This window comes from Dysgonomonas sp. UBA7710 (genome assembly GCF_002482385.1).
Taxonomy (GTDB): domain Bacteria; phylum Bacteroidota; class Bacteroidia; order Bacteroidales; family Dysgonomonadaceae; genus Dysgonomonas.
Genome location: NZ_DLFW01000019.1, coordinates 1 through 17,955 on the forward strand (window position 1 = coordinate 1; position 17,955 = coordinate 17,955).

The 17,955-nt window shown below is 40.1% G+C and carries 14 protein-coding genes and 1 tRNA gene; 14 read left to right on the forward strand and 1 reads right to left on the reverse strand.

Annotated features, from left to right (window positions below):
* The 4 genes from B3317_RS05855 to B3317_RS05870 all read left to right on the forward strand — a co-directional run.
* Nucleotides 1-3,390: DUF6443 domain-containing protein (locus B3317_RS05855; RefSeq protein WP_349680493.1), on the forward strand; the 3,390-nt coding region annotated here is incomplete at its 5' end.
* A gap of 40 nt (nt 3,391-3,430) precedes the next feature.
* Nucleotides 3,431-4,084 carry a hypothetical protein gene (locus B3317_RS05860; RefSeq protein ID WP_291109556.1) on the forward strand — a complete coding sequence of 218 codons (654 nt, stop codon included), beginning with the start codon at nt 3,431-3,433 and terminating at the stop codon, nt 4,082-4,084.
* Between the two features lie 599 nt (nt 4,085-4,683).
* On the forward strand, nt 4,684-5,202 hold the full coding sequence (locus B3317_RS05865) for a thermonuclease family protein (RefSeq protein ID WP_291109558.1): 519 nt from the start codon (nt 4,684-4,686) through the stop codon (nt 5,200-5,202).
* 192 nt (nt 5,203-5,394) lie between these two features.
* On the forward strand, nt 5,395-6,777 hold the full coding sequence (locus B3317_RS05870; RefSeq protein WP_291109560.1) for a tyrosine phenol-lyase: 1,383 nt from the start codon (nt 5,395-5,397) through the stop codon (nt 6,775-6,777).
* A 148-nt stretch (nt 6,778-6,925) separates the two neighbouring features.
* Here B3317_RS05870 and B3317_RS05875 read toward each other — a convergent pair whose 3' ends face one another.
* Complete coding sequence (locus tag B3317_RS05875; protein ID WP_414647454.1) at nt 6,926-7,525, reverse strand: nitroreductase family protein; 600 nt, start codon at nt 7,523-7,525, stop codon at nt 6,926-6,928.
* Nucleotides 7,526-7,898: 373 nt separating this feature from the next.
* Here B3317_RS05875 and B3317_RS05880 point away from each other — a divergent pair, with 373 nt between their 5' ends.
* The 10 genes from B3317_RS05880 to B3317_RS05925 all read left to right on the forward strand — a co-directional run bounded on the left by B3317_RS05880 (nt 7,899) and on the right by B3317_RS05925 (nt 17,794).
* The gene (locus tag B3317_RS05880) at nt 7,899-8,561 is read left to right on the forward strand and encodes an HAD family hydrolase (RefSeq protein WP_291109562.1); all 663 of its coding nucleotides are present in this window, start codon (nt 7,899-7,901) and stop codon (nt 8,559-8,561) included.
* The gene (locus tag B3317_RS05885) at nt 8,558-9,460 is read left to right on the forward strand and encodes a class I SAM-dependent methyltransferase (protein ID WP_291109564.1); all 903 of its coding nucleotides are present in this window, start codon (nt 8,558-8,560) and stop codon (nt 9,458-9,460) included. The genes B3317_RS05880 and B3317_RS05885 overlap by 4 nt, the downstream gene beginning before the upstream one ends.
* A 9-nt stretch (nt 9,461-9,469) precedes the next feature.
* Entirely contained in the window at nt 9,470-12,046 is a 2,577-nt protein-coding gene (locus B3317_RS05890) for a hypothetical protein (RefSeq protein ID WP_291109566.1), read from the forward strand.
* A 90-nt stretch (nt 12,047-12,136) separates the two neighbouring features.
* A complete protein-coding gene (locus tag B3317_RS05895) occupies nt 12,137-13,042 on the forward strand; it encodes a glycosyltransferase family A protein (protein ID WP_291109568.1) in 906 nt (301 codons plus the stop codon).
* Nucleotides 13,043-13,353: 311 nt separating this feature from the next.
* On the forward strand, nt 13,354-14,319 hold the full coding sequence (locus tag B3317_RS05900) for an acyltransferase family protein (RefSeq protein ID WP_291109570.1): 966 nt from the start codon (nt 13,354-13,356) through the stop codon (nt 14,317-14,319).
* A gap of 216 nt (nt 14,320-14,535) precedes the next feature.
* Nucleotides 14,536-15,231, forward strand: coding sequence for a phBC6A51 family helix-turn-helix protein (locus B3317_RS05905; protein WP_291109572.1), 696 nt, complete (start codon nt 14,536-14,538; stop codon nt 15,229-15,231).
* 360 nt (nt 15,232-15,591) lie between these two features.
* Nucleotides 15,592-16,173: a hypothetical protein gene (locus tag B3317_RS05910; protein ID WP_291109574.1), complete on the forward strand. Its 582-nt coding sequence runs from the start codon at nt 15,592-15,594 to the stop codon at nt 16,171-16,173.
* Nucleotides 16,174-16,182: 9 nt separating this feature from the next.
* Complete coding sequence (queG, locus tag B3317_RS05915; RefSeq protein WP_291109576.1) at nt 16,183-17,106, forward strand: tRNA epoxyqueuosine(34) reductase QueG; 924 nt, start codon at nt 16,183-16,185, stop codon at nt 17,104-17,106.
* A gap of 30 nt (nt 17,107-17,136) precedes the next feature.
* Nucleotides 17,137-17,610: a hypothetical protein gene (locus B3317_RS05920; RefSeq protein ID WP_291109578.1), complete on the forward strand. Its 474-nt coding sequence runs from the start codon at nt 17,137-17,139 to the stop codon at nt 17,608-17,610.
* 111 nt (nt 17,611-17,721) lie between these two features.
* A tRNA-Gly gene (locus B3317_RS05925) sits at nt 17,722-17,794 on the forward strand.
* Nucleotides 17,795-17,955: the final 161 nt, after the last annotated feature.

Below are 17,955 nucleotides of genomic sequence, written 5' to 3' on the forward strand. Positions count from 1 at the left end.
CAGAGTATAACTCTGTTGCCCGGCTTCAGTTTTGTCTCGTCTGCGGGAAAGAGCCTGACCCTGACGGTCAATGCTTCCACCTGCGATCCTTATGCCGGGGCGGTATCGTCCGTCAGTTCTAATCAAAACTATATACAGACCAAGACCTATACTACTGACGATGGCAGCCGCTATATGGAAACCATCCAGTATTTCGACGGCCTAGGCCGCCCCATGCAAACCGTACAGCGGGGCATCACCCCGGATGGCAAAGACCTGGTCTCTATACAGGAATACGACGCTTTCGGGCGTGAGAGCAACACTTGGCTTGCCGGTAAGGTAAGCACAAGCAACAATGGGGCATTTGTCCCTTTAGAAACGGCGAAAGGATATATAAAAGCCACCAATGCCAACGACCAGAAGCCTTATACCTATCCCCTCTACGAAGCCTCACCATTGAACAGGGTATTGGAAGAATACGGCCCCGGGCAGGACTGGCATAATAACGGTAAAAAAGTGAGTACGGCTTATCTGACCAATATAGCGGGTGATGCCAGACTCAATTGTAAGCTTTATTTAGCCGGGGGTAGCAACCAAAGTCCTACCCTGAGCCAAAGCACAAATTATGCGACAGGGCAGCTCTATGTCACAGAGATAAAGGACGAGGACGGCAATACGTCCTATGAATTCAAGGACAAACTGGGACAGATAGTCCTGACAAGACAGATGGACGGAACAACACCCCTTGATACTTATTATGTCTATAACGACTTCGGCAATCAGTGTTTTGTCCTTCCCCCACGGATTCAGGATGAGGGGATAACGCAAGCTAAACTCAATGAGTTGGCTTACCTATATAAATACGACACGCGCAACCGCTGTATAGCCAAGAAAATACCGGGCTGCGAATGGATATCTTATGTCTATGATAAGGCTGACAGGCTGATTTATACGCAGGATGGTGTACAGTATAATAAAAGCCCGAAGGAATGGACCTTCACTATCCCCGATGCTTTCGGTCGGGTGGTGCTGACCGGCATTTGCAAGGATACCATCCCGGTAAGCAATAAGGTGGTCAAAGGCGTATATGCAAGTTCAGGAAGCTACAAAAGATATAATATACAGGTCGATGGCGTCAATAAGACATTCACCAATAGCCCGTCCATCCTGTCCGTTAATTTCTATGACAGCTATGATTTCCGGGGCATGGCTGAAATACCGTCAGGCGGCACGGAGTATAACCCCGAAACAGGCTATGGTACATGGTATGGAACAGACTATACCGAGGCCAATAAGTATAAGAACAAAGGCCTGCTAACCGGAAGTATAACCGCGCAGATGAATGCCGACGGAACAACCGGTTCAACATACCTCTATTCGGTGATGTACTATAACAATAAAAAACAACTGGTACAAACCAAAGGCAACAACCACCTGACCGGAGGAATTGAAAAGGAATATATCGCTTACAACTTCACGGGACAACCGACGCAAAGGAAGCATATACATCAGGCCACAGGTAAAAACACCCAGACCGAAGTCTATGCTTACACCTACGACCATGCCGGCCGGTTGCTGACCACCACCCACCAACTGACAGACGGGACAACGGTAAAACCGCAAGTCGCACTGGCTGAAAATACGTATGATGATTTGGGAAGGCTAAAGACAAATAAGAAAGGGGGACAGGCGAACCTGAATACTATTTATGCCTACAACATCCGTTCATGGACTAACAGTATAACTAACGCGCATTTCAACCAGGCATTAACCTATAGCTATAACGGTAATATATCATCCATGCAGTGGGGACAGGCAGGAAAGACAAGAAAATACACCTTTACCTATGACAACCTTTCCCGGTTGAAAGGCGCAGTCTATACGGGTGAATCCCCTACCAACTTTGCAGCCTCGTATACCTACGACAAGCACGGCAACATTAAAACCCTGCAACGCTATGGCATGACGACAGCCTCCGCCTACGGGATTATAGACAACCTGACTGCCGAGCATACCGGTAACCAGTTGAAATATATTACGGACGCAGGGCCTAATGTAACTCTGAATGCGTCTATGGATTTTAAGGATTATACCAAGGGGACAGGTATCGAATATACTTACAATGCCAACGGGGCGATGGTTAAGGACCTGAACAAGGGAATATCGGCTATAACCTACAACACGCTGAACCTGCCGCAAATGGTGGATATAAAGAATATGAATGCCGAAGGACGGAATGAATATACTTATTCGGCATCGGGACAGAAGTTGAAAGTTGTTCAGAAATGGAACCCGAACTACAATACTGCGCCTGTCATAGGCTCAGGAATAAATGTAAGCTCGCTGACAATGAGCGCTACGACTGATTACGTGGGTAATATCATCTATGAAAACAACACACTGAAAAGAATATTGGTCGATGGGGGTTATAATGAAGGAGGAAATTATTACTTTTACATTACCGACCATCTGGGCAACAACCGGATAGTAGCCAATGCGGCGGCATCGGTGGTTCAGAGTACGCAGTATTATCCTTTCGGAATGCCGTTTGCGGATGCGGCGGGAGTAAGTGTTCAGCCGTACAAGTATAATAATAAGGAGTTGGATGGGAGGAATGGGCTGAATTGGTATGATTATAGTGCAAGGTATCTGGCTTTAGATTTTCCTGTTATGCCTACAATTGATCCAATGGCGGAAAAGTATTATAGCATTAGTCCGTATGCGTATTGTAATAATAATCCATTGAGGTTTATTGATCCAACGGGAATGGCATACGGTGATTATTATGCTATGAATGGAACATATTTAGGTACAGACGGTATGGATGATGATATTCTTTATGCAGTACAGAATGATAACTATCAAACAGATGATGCAGGTAATACTGTTATTTTTGATGAAACCCAAATAACGAACGTAACGGAAGAGACAGGAGTCACGCATTCTGAATTTCAGCAATTAGCAGCATTTGCTTATAATGAAACGTATGATAATAATACAACAGATAAATTTAGAGTTGCTAACGCAATAGTAAATAGACAAGAGGAAGCTGGAGGAACTCTTCAAAAATCAATAGATAAACTTAGATATAATAATGATTCTCACGAAGCAAGAATGGGTAATATTCAGAATTTGCCAGGTACAGCAACGAAAGCTTATGCGAAATTTATGAATACCACTTTAGGAGGACGTAACAATAATGCTGCAATGAAAAACTCCAATGCCGCAGCGTTGAATGCTGTAAGTTCTACAGGGATTGATTATACTACAAGTCTCGATGGAAAAACAGCGACTCAATGGAGGGGAGCAAGAACAGGTTCCGGTTCTACATCTAATAGATTTTTTACGGGATATCCAGTCAGTACATCAAACCAAATAACTAAATTTAAATATAATAATGTACTTAAATAGACTCATTGTATGTGTTACCATTGTTATAAATATATTTACAATGGCCTGTCAAAATCAATTTGCTAAATCATCTTCAAATAATAATATTGATTTTATAGAATTTGATACTATTCAAGATAATAAAACTATTAGTTTGATATCTTCCTTTGATTTTGAGTATGGAAAACTTAATATGATAAATACTTTTCAAAAGGACTCTGTTTTTGATGAAAGTAATCCTTTTGTCAGAGATTTATATACAGGCTTTAGTATTGATTATAACGATAGTATTTATAATCATATAATTAATATGGACTGCTCTGAATGTGAAAATTACTTTGGGGTATATAGAGGTGATTCTATAGATAATATTGAAGGTTTTACACCTTTAATTGCAAAGAATGACACAAATTATTTTTTAATAATGGAAGGATATTATTATGGATGTAATGGTTCTTTCTGTAATTTTGGCTCAATCCTTATTTTTAAGTTTAAAGAAAAAGAGCTACAACAGGTATATTTGTTTGGGATAGATAAAACAATCTACTCCACAAGTAGAGCTGATATTAAAATTTTGGATGATGAAAATCTGTATTTACAGATGTATTCAGACAGAGGTAACGATACTTTAAGTTTAATTTTTACTGATAGGATCAAATTAGAAAATAAGAATCAGAAATTATGTGAACATCAAGGATTGGCTTGTATTAGATAACTTAATATTTATAACCCCGCAGTTTGTACCGGGCGGGGTTTTTATTTATCTGATTTTTCACCCGCTCGCGCAGACGCCCCGTCTGAGTGTTGCACAGCAATAATTATAATCCTGCCGGTATCATCGTCGGCAGGATTATTTATCTATAGCATATACATTTTGTTCAGCGGAGCAAAAAAGATACAGGATAAAAGTTATTGAAAAGTCTGTTACTTTTGTTACCTTTTTTGAGCTAATGGTTATAACTCCTGTCATTTAAAAGAATATTAGTCGATGGTGGTTATTATGAAGATGAAAAATATTACTTTTATATTCAAAATCATTTGGGTAACGTCCGGATAGTGGCCAATGCAGTGGTATCGGTGGTTCAGAGTACGCAGTATTATCCTTTCGGAATGCCGTTTGCCGATGCTACCGGGCAATTATACTGTACATTTTGAAAGAGATGAGGTTGGTATTTTTTGAACTTTTTCTTGGAGAGTCATAAGCTTATTTATCATTTATAATTGTATATACTACCGATGTAAACAGGCCAACGATTGCTATTGCATAAATCCCAACTACTACATATCCGACAATATATCCCAAATACCCTTCTAATGAAAAAAATACTATCCATATTATTTCTTCTTCTAAGCACTGCGCTGATTGTTTATACAGCCTATACACGAGAGGGGGAGAGTGATATCCAACCGGAACCATTGAAAGGAAAGGTAATAAGTGTTGCCGATGGAGATACTTTTTCCCTGCTGACGGACAATAATGAACAGGTTAAGATTCGCTTGTACGCCATAGATGCGCCCGAGCGTGGACAGGATTTCGGGACTAAATCGCGCGAATTCCTGAATGATTTATGCTATGGGAAGATGGTTACTATAGAAAAGAAGAATACAGACCAATATGGCCGTATCCTGGGTGTTGCATTTGTGAATGGCGTGAACCTGAATGAAGAAATGGTGCGCAACGGTCTGGCATGGTATTACAGCTATTATGCGAATGACCCGAAACTTGAGGCTTGGGAGCAATCGGCCCGTCGTCAGAAGTTGAATATATGGAGTATGAAGAATCCGGTTCATCCTTACGAATTCAGAAAGGATAAAAAGAATAAAGATAAATAAACTTGGAGAGTCTATTTGTTAAGTAAATTACTTTGTGATAAAATGATAGAAAAATAAATGAGTTCATTGCTTATTTTCTCATCTAAATATCTTATATTTGTTGAATGTCGCTGTCTTTATAGTCAAATAGATAGCTGTTAGCCTTGGTTAGTATATTCTCGATATAGAAGTTTAACCCTAAAATACTACAGTATGGCATTCTCTAAGAAACCATGGGCAGAGCCCTACCGCATCAAAGTTGTAGAACCATTGAAAACAACAACACGCGAACATCGTTTAAAAGCAATGAAAGAGGCCGGGTGGAATACGTTCCTGCTTCATGCCGATGATGTATATATCGACTTGCTTACCGATAGCGGAACAAATGCTATGAGCGATATGCAATGGTCGCGTATGATGATAGGTGATGAAGCATATGCAGGTAGTCGGAGCTACTATTACCTGGAAGAAGTTTGTCGGAAATATTACGGATATAAATATATTTTACCTACCCATCAGGGGCGGGGGGCGGAAAACCTGTTGAGTAAATGTACTATCACACCCGGGCAGTTTGTTGCCGGAAATATGTATTTTACCACTACACGCCAGCATCAGGAAATTGCCGGAGGTACATTCGTTGATGTGATTATAGACGAAGCGCATAAAAGCCAGTCGGATCACCCGTTCAAAGGGAATATAGATCTGGATAAGTTTGAAAAACTGATAAATGATAAAGGAGCAAAAAACATAGCATATATTACAGTAGGTGCTCCGGTAAATATGGCCGGAGGTCAGCCTGTAAGTATGGCGAATATGAAAGCTGTATCCGAACTTGCACATAAACATGGTATTAAGGTTGTATTGGATGCCACCCGTAATATCGAAAACGCTTACTTTATCCAGCAACGTGAAGAAGGATACATAAACAGAACAATAGAAGATATTAACCATGAATTTTGCTCATATAGCGATGCCGCGACAGTAAGCGCCAAGAAAGACCTGTATGTGAATATAGGAGGGCTGGTAATGTGCAATGACCCCGATCTGTTTGATGAACTCCGCAGCCTGATTGTGGTTTACGAAGGTATGCCTACCTATGGCGGACTAGCCGGTCGCGATATGGAAGCAATGGCACAGGGTTTAATCGAAGCCGTTCAGGATGATATGATTGCTTCACGTGTAAGACAGGTAGAATATTTTGGCAACCTGCTAAAAGATGCCGGGATTCCGATTGTTTTACCAATAGGCGGTCATGGAGTATTTCTGGATGCCAAAAAGTTTTATTCCCATATTCCACAGGATCAGTTTCCGGCACAGAAATTAGCCGCCGATCTATTTGTAGAATCAGGAGTGAGGGGTATGGAACGCGGAATTGTTTCTGCAGGAAGGAATAAGGAGACGGGCGACCATTATTATCCTGCGCTGGAGCTGGTACGCCTTACTATTCCCCGGCGTGTATATACACAGGCGCATTTCGATGTGGCAGCATGGAGTATTATAGAAATGTATAAAAACAGGGAGAAGGCAAGAGGATTGAAAATGGTTTATGAACCGAAATATCTTCGTTTCTTCCAGGCACGTTTCGAAGAACTGTGAGAAGTAGAAAGGATTTGATGTAATAGTATTTTGATTATAACAAACAAAAGGTCTGCGACCTTATTTGTAGATTAGTAGTGAGAGATTAAACAGAAAAAGCGGATGAAATCAATATTCATCCGCTTTTGAATTATATGTAATCACCTGCTTATTTAAAAACCACAATTCTTTCGTCGAGCGGTTGAAATTCTTTTGGCGCAGGTTCGCTGGTAGGAGTGCCGAATGGCATTTGAGCGATCAACTTCCATTTAGCATCGATAGAAAAAGACTTAGCTACTTCTTCATCTATTATAGGGTTGTAATGTTGCAGCGATGCTCCGAATCCCACTTCTTCAAGCATTGTCCAGATGGTGAACTGATGCATAGCCGATGTATGTTGCGACCATACAGGGAAGTTGTCGCTATATGAAGGAAATGCCTTTTGCAAGCCTTCCACAACATTTTGGTCTTCGTAGAATAACACTGTGCCGTAACCGGCAGCAAAAGCATTGTCTATTTTTGCTTCTGTCGATGGAAATGCATCGGCAGGAACTATTTTTTTCAATACTTCCTTTACTATATTCCACAATTTCTTATGATTGTCGTTCAATAAAAGAACTACTCTTGTCGATTGGGAATTGAATGCTGACGGAACGTTTAATACTGCAAAATCGATGATTTCTTTTATTTCCTCGTTCGATACAGGACTTTTATCACTGATGCTGTAATAAGTACGGCGTCCTTCGATTGCTTTTCTCAAATTTTTCATAATGTGTCTGCTTTTGTGTATTACTGTTATAGCTTATTTGACTATTTAACATTAAAGTAAGCTCAAAAGTTTTAATTAAAAGTATAAAAATAATAATAGATATTCTTATATATATTTATATAAGTAATGTAATTGAACGTTAAAACTCAACTACTGATTCAGATAAGAGATATTAGTACAGGTAAGACGCGTGTCGGAATATAAAGAAAAGAGGCTGCTAATAATGTATTTTTATCTATAATGTTTTATTAATTAACGTAATAAAAAGTCCTGCGAATTTAAAATTAGGCCTTATACTCATAAAAGTCATAAAAAGGTCTGCGACCATATCCAAGTATTTCGTACATTTGTGGCTGATTTTAATATTTAACAGATGTCGTTTTCAGGAGTAATTTTCGATTTTAACGGGACATTGTTTTGGGATACCAAGTTGCATAACAAAGCATGGGATATTTTCCTGACAAAGCATGACTTATATCTTTCCGATGAAGATAAATTTTCCAAAATGCACGGGAAAAATAACCGGGATTTATTTATCTCTATTTTTGGCGGGCAACTTTCCGATCAGCAGATAATCGATTATACAATGGAAAAAGAACTGCTTTATCAGGAATTATGCTTAAAGACAGACATGCAACTGGCTCCCGGAGTTACCGGTTTTCTCGATTTCCTGAAAGATGAAAATATTCCTTTTACAATAGCGACGGCATCAGGAAAAGAAAATCTTGATTTTTACTTCGAATACCTGCCACTCTCCAGGTGGTTCGAATATGATAAGGTAGTTTACAATAATGGTAAGATAAAAGGCAAGCCCGATCCTCAGATATACCAGACTGCATTGTCTGTAATAAATAAAAAACCCGGAGAAGTAATTATCTTTGAAGATGCCGTCGCAGGTTTACAATCTGCAAGAAATGCCCGGGCCGGAAAAATTATCGTTGTCGATTCCAATGATGATGACTATACTGATTGGGCGGATTGCCAGATTATCAAGGATTTCGATGAAGTGGACAGGACCCAATTTAAGCGTTTATGAAGAAAATACACACTGATATATGCCCTGTTTGCGGAAGTACCGAACTGGTTCCGTATCTGTCCTGTAAAGATTATCTGACAACACAGGAAGTCTTTGATATTTACCAGTGTAAAACTTGTGGTTTTGCGCTTACGCAGGATTTTCCTGCCGAAGACGAAATCGGCCCTTATTATGATGCCCCGGAATACATCTCCCATTCCGATACACACAGAGGTGTTATAAATACCTTGTACCATTTGGCGAGGAAGATGGCATTGAAATCCAAATCGAAAATAGTAAGCCGTTACGCTTCTAAAAAAACTGGGATGCTCCTTGATATCGGTTCCGGTACAGGCTATTTCCTGAATAAGATGAAAGAGGAAAAGTGGATTGTGACGGGTATCGAAAAATCGGAGTTCGCACGTAAGTATGCAAAGCAGAAGTTTGATATCGATTGCCAGAGTTCCGATTATCTGTACAAGGTTTGCGAAAAAACAAAAGATGTCATAACCATGTGGCACGTACTCGAACATATGGAACATCTGAACCGTGTGATGCACCATCTTTCCACGATATTAAAAAATGAAGGGACTGTTATTATCGCATTACCTAATAAAAGCTCTTTCGATGCCGTTCATTATAAAGAACACTGGGCAGCTTATGACGTACCCCGTCATCTGTGGCATTTTTCTCTTTCCGATTTCGAGCGTCTGGCAGAGAAACACCACTTCGAAGTGACAGATGTGAAGCCGATGTATTTCGATGCTTTTTATATTTCCATGCTTAGCGAAAAAAATAAAGGAACCTCTTTTGCTACTGTAGTCGGACTGGCTAAAGGCGGAATATTCTTTCTGCGTACATTAGCCGATAAGAGAAAAAGCAGTTCGCTGATTTATATACTGAAGAAAAACAAAAAATAATAAAATAGGATGATAAAAAAGGAACAATCATTAGTTGGGAAAATATTGCCGCATATTATTGCGATTATAGCTTTTTTGGCAATAACAATGATTTATTTCAGCCCGTTGATGGAAGGTAAGATATTGTCTCAGAACGACGTGATGCACTATACCGGGGGATCACAGGAATTGCGCGAATATTATAACAATGAAGGAGAATCTTCCGCCTGGACAGGAGCTATATTTTCCGGTATGCCTGCCTACCAGATAGGGATATGGGGAGGAAGTCCCAATTTTCTCGATTATATAGAATATCCGTTGAAAGCCTTGGGTGGAAGTTCGGCCGGGCCTGTCTTTGCAGGGATGCTGATGGCTTATATATTATTCTGCCTGATGGGTTTCAAACCCGGATTTTCCATACTTGGGGCAATCGCCTATTCGCTGTCATCCTACAATATCGTCATACTCGAAGCCGGACATGTAACCAAAGCGTGGGCACTCGCTTATATGCCGCTGATCGTGGCGGGAATAATGGTGCTGTTCCGAAAGAAAATACTTCTCGGAGGTTTCCTCGTTGCCTTGGGACTGGCATTGCAGATTAAAAGCAATCACTTGCAGATAACTTATTATACAGGCATCCTTTGTGCTATTCTGTTCATTGCGTTTGCCGTGCAGATGATTTCGGAGAAAGATATTAAATCATTACTTAAAGCATCCGGGGCGATGGCTGTCGCACTCGTACTCGCTGCTTTATGTAATATGGGGAGTATCTATGCCAATATGGAAATGGCAAGGGAAAGTACACGGGGAAAATCGGAGCTTACCGCTGCTGCAGCTTCTTCCGGAGAAAAACAATCGACGGGGCTCGACAAAGATTATGTCTTTGCATGGAGTTACGGGAAAGCAGAGACTTTCACCCTGATGATACCGAATATATACGGGGGAGTATCCGGCGGTACATTGGACCAGTCTTCGAATTTGTATAAAGAAATGGTGAAACAAGGGGCGCAGGTAGACCCTAAAGGAATAAAGGCTTATACATACTGGGGTGCCCAGCCATTCACTCAGGGCTCTGTCTATTTCGGGGTGATTATATGTTTCCTTTTTGTATTGGGGATGATTGTTATCCGTAGCAAAGTAAAGTGGGGACTATTGGCTGCCACCGTATTCTTTATTTTTCTTGCATGGGGTAAGAATATGGAGTGGTTCAATGATCTGTTCTTCTACCACTTTCCTCTGTATAGCAAGTTTAGGGCGGTATCTACAGCCTTGGTTATTCCGGCTCTCACGATGGTGATAATTGCCGTATGGGGACTGAAGGAGTTTTTCACGGCAGATATAGATAAAGAAAAACTGAAAAAGGCGCTTTATATCTCTCTTGGTGTAATAGGTGGGTTGTGCCTGTTCTTTTGGATCGCTCCGGGTTTCTTCTTTAATTTTATGGCTGAATCCGATGCCGCATGGCGCACACAGGTTCCTGATTGGTATTACAATGCTTTGCTTGCCGACCGTAAAGATCTGTTGTCGTCCGATGCACTGCGTTCATTGATATTTGTATTGCTGGCAGGTGCAGTACTGTTTTTCTCGCTTCGGACAAAGATGGAAAAACAAAAACTGGCATTATATGCTTCCATCGCTATCATATTATTGGTATTGGTTGATCTTTGGGGTATAGATAAACGTTATCTGAATGACTCTAAATTTGTAAATAAAAATACATACGAAACGCAAAGTTTCCCACAAGCGACAGTTGATAAGATTATCCTGCAGGATAAATATCCATCGTACAGGGTATTGAATCTTGCAAATACATTCGAGGATGCTAATACATCTTATTATCATAAATCTATAGGCGGTTATCATGCTGCCAAACTGAAACGTTATCAGGAGTTGATAGACCACCGTTTATTTAATGAGGTCGGATTTATCCGGCAAAAAGCGAATGCTTTATTGCAACAGGAAGTCGCTAAACTTCAACAAGGACAAGGGAGTCCCGAGACTATCATCCAGGTTATGCAAGATAGTATTTCTCCGATGTTTGGAGCCACCACAGCTTTGAATATGCTGAATGCCAAATATGTGATTTATCATCCGGAACTGGCGCCGATAGTGAACCCCTATGCTCTGGGTGAAGCATGGTTTGTACCGGCATATAAGTTTGTGAGTAATGCCGATGAGGAAATCGCGGCTGTTAATACCCTTAACCCGCTTGAAATGGCGGTTGTAGATAAACGTTTCGAACAGGAGTTGTCGGGGCTGAATATCGTTGCGGATTCGACAGCTACGATTAAAATGACTGAATATAAACCGAATATACTTAAATATAAGTCGAAAGCCGCAACCGAGCAACTAGCAGTATTATCAGAGGTTTATTTCTCCGACGGCTGGCAGGCATATATTGATGGCAAGGAAGCGCCGCATTTCCGTGCCGACTGGACACTGAGGGCGATGCGTGTTCCTGCGGGCGAGCATGAAATTGTATTCAAGTTCGAACCTAAAGACTATTACCTGAGCCGCACTGTTGCTACCGCTTCATCTGCTGTTCTGGTATTGCTGCTGATTGGTATGGTGGTAATACCTTTTGTCAGGAAAAAACGAGAAGAATAAATATACTCTTGTCATTCTGAACGAAGTGAAGAATCTACAAAACATGAGATTCTTCACTTCGTTCAGAATGACAGAGAAAAACGAGACAGAATGAAATTTTCCGTCATATTTTGTACTTACAACAGGGAAAAATATATCTATAATGCCATGAAAAGCATTGCAGAACAGGATTTTTCATACACGGACTATGAGATAGTCCTTATAAATAATAACAGTACAGACAGTACGGAAAATATCTGCAACCGGTTCAGGGAAGATTATCCACAGGTCCGATTCCGCTATTTTATCGAGACAAATCAGGGGCTGTCGTATGCCCGCAACAGAGGTGTGAAGGAGAGTAGGGGAGATATTCTTGTTTTTGTGGATGATGACGCTACTGTATTCGAATCATATTTGCCTTCAATAAATATTTTTTTTGATGCCTACCCGGAGGTGAATGCCTGCGGGGGCCCTATTGTCCCCGTCTATGAGGTGGAAAAGCCGAAATGGCTATCCCATTATACTGAGCAGCTTCTTGGAGGTGCATTATATGAAGGCGATAAAGTGAAACCGTTCAGGAACGGAAAATATCCCGGAGGAGGAAATTCCGCATTCAGAAAGGAAGTTTTTGAAAAATACGGGCTTTTCAATGTCGAACTCGGACGGAAAGGCACAGGGCTGATCGGGGCGGAGGAAAAAGACCTTTACGACAGGCTTATACGTGGCAGCGAACAATTCTACTATCTGCCGCAGATGGGTATTTATCACTATATACCCGAAAAGAAACTGACCAAAGCACATTTCAGAGAACTGACATATTCTATAGGAAAAAGCGAGCGAATCCGCACAAAAGGTGTCTCCCCGAAGGCATACCGGAACAGGGTATTGGCGGAATGCAAGAAATGGATGGCATCTCTTGTCCTGTTTGCCGGATACACACTGGCGCTTTCTCCGGGCAAGGGCTGGAAATTGATGCAATTCAGATGGTATGTAAGTAAGGGGTTGCTGGGTAAATGATTTGAATTATCATTACCATATGATATAATAGTGCGGTAATCCGCTGACGCGGACTCCTAGTCCGTGTCTTGTTTGATAGAGCAAAAATGTTTACTATGCAACACACAGACGGGACGTCTGCGCGAGCAGAGGGTTATTGACCGTCACATGATGCAATCGTGCTATAGCGGGGGCAGGGCCTTCGCCAAATGAGGGGCTTTTATTCTACCCCTTTTCCGTTATTACCTAAAATCGCATTATATTATTAACTCATACAGTGTGATATATAAATTTTATAAATTTGTGTCATGACAAAAACACGAAACACATACATGGATCTGGTCAAAGCTATCTTGATATATCTTGTAATACTTGGTCATTCAATCCAACTCATTGGCTATAAAAGCACAGCACCATTTTGGGATGATTCTTTATTTAAGGCAATTTACTCTTTTCACATGCAATTATTTATTGCGATAAGTGGATACTTTACTTATTTTTCATTAGCAAAGAAGTCAATTCTTAACTTTTTGAAAGATAGATTTTGTAACACATTTATTCCAATGTTAGCATGGTGTGTATTGGCTTTTCTTGTGCAATCTTTAATTTTTAAAACATTTTCATTTACTGATTTATTTAGTGTTATTGAACTGAATTATTGGTTTATTTGGGCTTTGTTATTATTCTCTTTTATTACATGTTGTGCTAAAAAATTAAAGGTGGATAATATCTATTTTTGGCTGATAAGCATTCCCATTGTTATATCAATACCTTTCGATATGTTTTGGTATCCTTGGATAAAAAGCATATACTCCTATTTTGTTATCGGATATTTAGTAGCTAAAGTAGACTTATCAACCATTATCATAAAGCTGAAGAAATATAACACTCTTATATTTTCAGCTTCAATTATATGTTTTATTATTTATCCGCAAAATGCTTTTTTGTATATAACGCCATCCAGCATATTTGAAATTAAAATATCCGCATTTAGATTTATCACGGGATGTCTATGCTCAATCAGTTTTCTTCTATTTGTTTATTTCATTTATACAAAACTATTAAAACAAAATATCAATTCTTTATTGTTAGATATTGGAAGTAAGACATTGAGTTTATATTTGGTGCAAGGTTTGTTCTTTTACATTTACACAGTTACAATAATTCCGAGATACCCTAAAGTACTACATAATAACTTCTTTTCTTTTTTGTTAAGTATTATCCTTTTCTCAACTTTTTATTTCACTATTTTTCTTTTAAATAAAAATAAAGGATTGAAAAAAATTCTTTTTGGATAACTAATCAAACAATTTATCAAGTGTAAATTCCTTAAACACCCGCTGGCGCGGACTTCCAGTCCGTGTCTTGCTTGACAGGGCAAAAATGTTTATTACGCAACACACAGACGGGCGTCTGCGTGAGCAGAGGCTATGTCAGCATAACTAAAAATTTATCAAAACCAAATATCTTTATCTATATAAGAAACTGATTATTAACATTAATATTTAAGTCTTATGAAGTATAAAGAGAAAACAGCCTCGGAGATTATCCAGATGATAGAACAAGACCTTTGCAGCATTTCCGAAATATGCAAAACATTCAAGATCAGCAGAAAAACATTTTACGAATGGAAAAAAGAAAAGCCCGAATTTAAAGAAGCGGTAGAAGAAGCCATCGACCACCGCGAAGATGTGATGATAGCCTCGGCGCGGATAGGCCTGAAACAATTATTAGAGGGATACATACAGAAAAAAGAGAAGATCAGCTATATCCCCGATAAGAACGATCCGGTGAATGATGTGGAGAAATGCCGTGTAGTGGAAAAGAAATTCTGCCCGCCGAGCATCCGCGCTATAAAGTATGTACTCGACCGGGAGGAAAGGAAGAAAGAGAAGCAGCAGTTGGAAAGCTGGGAGAAACGCCCGCTGGTCATCGAAGTACAGGACGAGGAAACCAGGCGACAGCTGATGATATTGAAAGGGAACGGCTTCCGTTCGGGCGGCTCGCTCAATCCGGAGATAGTGGCGGCCGTGAACCGGGAGTTGGAAGAGAATAAAAAAATGGAAAGTGAAGAACTAAAAGTGAAAAATGAAGAATTAAAAAATGAACAGGATAAATTGCAGGCACAGCCGGCTGCCGCTCCGGTAGAGAAGCCCAAGGTGAATCTTTATCCGTTTCTGCCGCCGGGATATACATCGAGAACGGATTGAGGAAGGGGGAAATAATAAGTGAAAAACGAAAAGTGAAGAACGAATTGAAAATCGGCGGAGCCAAAAGTGAAGAACGGAAAATCATACGGGATACAAGTTGTTAACTGATGACTGTTCACCGATAACTGAAAAGGTGTTACTGTTGTTACTTTTTAACACGGAATAGTGAACTAAGGTTAATCGTATAAGGGATTCGGCTTTGGAAAAGTTAAAATAACGGGTAGAATGTAGCAGGTGTGATAGGTTGTAAGTTAAATGTCTATTTTTGTCATGTATCGTACAGAAAGTAGCCGCATCAATATTGATAAATAGTGTTACTTTTGTTACTTTTTAGATTAATATTATAATATACAGTTATATATGAAGAAGAATACGATTTACATGGTTATTGTCTCTGTGGTAGTCGTTATTATACTACTTTTTTTTCTGAAAGGCAGTATCTACCGCATGGCTGTGAAATATGAGGATGCCGGAGGGCGCAAATCATATGATATAAAGGACGAAAAGCTGGCGTCTTATATCAACCGGAGCCTGCCAAACGACGAATCGCTGGATGCGAATATAGATATAGAAACCATTATTGATCTATCGTTAGATATGACGGGAGATGCTCTTGATTTCTCAGCAATGTATAGTGATAGCGAGCCGCATAAAGCATTTGAGAATGGCGGCGCTAATTATGTGGGTTATGCTTCATTTACTGCCGCTGTGGGCAACTACCTGATAAAGCGTTTCGGAATGGATAAGGTGTGGGAAGCTAAACCCAAAAAAGGGAAGCTATATTTCTTTGGAAACAATGTGCATAAGAATGCTAAAGATGGTTGGTTTAAAGATCATGACTTTGTTGTCTTCAGAAATAAGAACACTAAGGAAGAAATATATGTAGATCCTGCTGCATTCGACTATTTCGGAACAAGGCGGGTCGATAAACGTGAAAAATGACAGGACGGTTTGATAACTTCTGCTCAAATAAAGGAATATGCCCTGGTATTGGGTTTCGATGCCTGTGGCATCTGCCGTGCCGAAAAAGTAGACGTGGAAAATCAGGAAGGTTATAAAAACTGGATTGATAATTCATTCTATGCAGGAATGGACTATATGGCACGTAATGTGGAGAAACGTTGCAATCCTGCTTTGTTAGTTGAAAGTGCCCGTTCGATAGTATGCGTGGCATTAAATTACTATCCGGGGACAAAGTTGCCCGAAGAAAATCCTCAGTTTGCATACTATGCTTACGGGAAAGATTATCACGATGTGGTAAAAGCTAAATTGCAACGACTCTTTGATTTCATTAAGTCATTAGACCCATCAGTCGAAGGACGCCCTTTTGTTGATACCGCTCCGGTACTGGAACGCTATTGGGCGGAAAAGGCGGGATTAGGATTTATCGGTAAGAATTCACTACTTATCATTCCCGGAAGAGGCTCTTATTTCTTTTTGGGAGAATTGATTCTTAATCTGGAACTGGAGTATGATATACCTCTGTCCCTCTCGTGCGGTAACTGTAAGCGGTGTCTTGAGGCTTGTCCTACAGGAGCGATCGTCGGGCCCAGGACGGTAGATGCCAATAAGTGCATTTCGTATCAAACGATAGAAAATAAAGGAGAGATAGACGAGGCCATTGTACCTAATCTTAATAACCGTTTTTACGGATGCGACATTTGCCAGCAGGTTTGCCCTTGGAACCGGTATTCGAAGCCGCATAAGACTATGGAATTTAATCCCTCGCAGGCTTTTCTGGATCTATCTTTTGAGAGGCTCGATAAGCTGACAGTGGAAGAGTATCAGGAGATTTTCAGAGGTTCGGCAGTGAAAAGGGCAAAGTATAGCGGGTTGAAAAGAAATCTGGAGGCATTAAAGTGCAATAAGAAGTAATATTGGTTGTCTGATTTACGTTATATATAAATGAAAAAGATTAAAGATATATTGATAATAGGTTTGTTATTGTTTGCGGTTTCTTCTTGTGGGAAAGAGGAGGAGAGGAATGTTATTCCGGTGGAGCAGGTAAATTTTAAGCTAAATTTAGCCTATGCAGACCAGATATTACGAACACCGGGAAATAGCAAGGAGTATATAAATGGGAAATATCCTGTATTAGTGGGTGAATATTTAGGATATGGCGGCCTGTTGATTGTCAATAGTTTTTATGCGACAGACAGGCCGGATTTACTGGCTTATGATCTTAGTTGCCCTTATGAGGCATTGAGGTCTGTATTGGTAAAAGCATCGGATGACGGTAATGCTAAATGTTCAAAATGTGGTAGGGTTTATAACTTAATGGAAAATGGACGGGTGATCTCAGAGTCTTCTGACCTGCATTTACAAAGATATTCAGTCAGTCCGACATCGAATCCGGATGTTTTTTATGTCACACGTTAATTTTACTTGGATAAACCTTGCAGAAAGCAAAAACATTTTTTACATTTGCACTCGCTAAACGGGAATTAGCGCCATAGTGTTGGTTTAATAGAATTCTCAAGCGGCAAAAATGCGAAAGTAGCTCAGTTGGTAGAGCACGACCTTGCCAAGGTCGGGGTCGCGGGTTCGAATCCCGTCTTTCGCTCAGACTCTGAAAGATATCAGAGAGAAAAATGTAGAAAATAGCTTTCAAATCAAAGGATTGGAAGCTATTTTTTTGATGTATATTACTGCTTCCATTCTTTTTTAGGGACGTATTAAGCTAATCTTGTAACTTTTCAATGAATGCCACGACCTAATCATAAT

Excerpts from the sequence above, each read along its gene's own strand:
- B3317_RS05885 (WP_291109564.1), top strand. The coding sequence starts at position 8,558 with ATGAAGAAAATACACACTGATATATGCCCTGTTTGCGGAAGTACCGAA.
- B3317_RS05905 (WP_291109572.1), top strand. The coding sequence starts at position 14,536 with ATGAAGTATAAAGAGAAAACAGCCTCGGAGATTATCCAGATGATAGAA.
- B3317_RS05875 (WP_414647454.1), bottom strand. The coding sequence starts at position 7,525 with ATGAAAAATTTGAGAAAAGCAATCGAAGGACGCCGTACTTATTACAGC.
- B3317_RS05860 (WP_291109556.1), top strand. The coding sequence starts at position 3,431 with ATGGCCTGTCAAAATCAATTTGCTAAATCATCTTCAAATAATAATATT.
- B3317_RS05895 (WP_291109568.1), top strand. The coding sequence starts at position 12,137 with ATGAAATTTTCCGTCATATTTTGTACTTACAACAGGGAAAAATATATC.
- B3317_RS05870 (WP_291109560.1), top strand. The coding sequence starts at position 5,395 with ATGGCATTCTCTAAGAAACCATGGGCAGAGCCCTACCGCATCAAAGTT.
- B3317_RS05920 (WP_291109578.1), top strand. The coding sequence starts at position 17,137 with ATGAAAAAGATTAAAGATATATTGATAATAGGTTTGTTATTGTTTGCG.
- B3317_RS05890 (WP_291109566.1), top strand. The coding sequence starts at position 9,470 with ATGATAAAAAAGGAACAATCATTAGTTGGGAAAATATTGCCGCATATT.
- B3317_RS05900 (WP_291109570.1), top strand. The coding sequence starts at position 13,354 with ATGGATCTGGTCAAAGCTATCTTGATATATCTTGTAATACTTGGTCAT.
- B3317_RS05865 (WP_291109558.1), top strand. The coding sequence starts at position 4,684 with ATGAAAAAAATACTATCCATATTATTTCTTCTTCTAAGCACTGCGCTG.
- B3317_RS05880 (WP_291109562.1), top strand. The coding sequence starts at position 7,899 with ATGTCGTTTTCAGGAGTAATTTTCGATTTTAACGGGACATTGTTTTGG.
- B3317_RS05910 (WP_291109574.1), top strand. The coding sequence starts at position 15,592 with ATGAAGAAGAATACGATTTACATGGTTATTGTCTCTGTGGTAGTCGTT.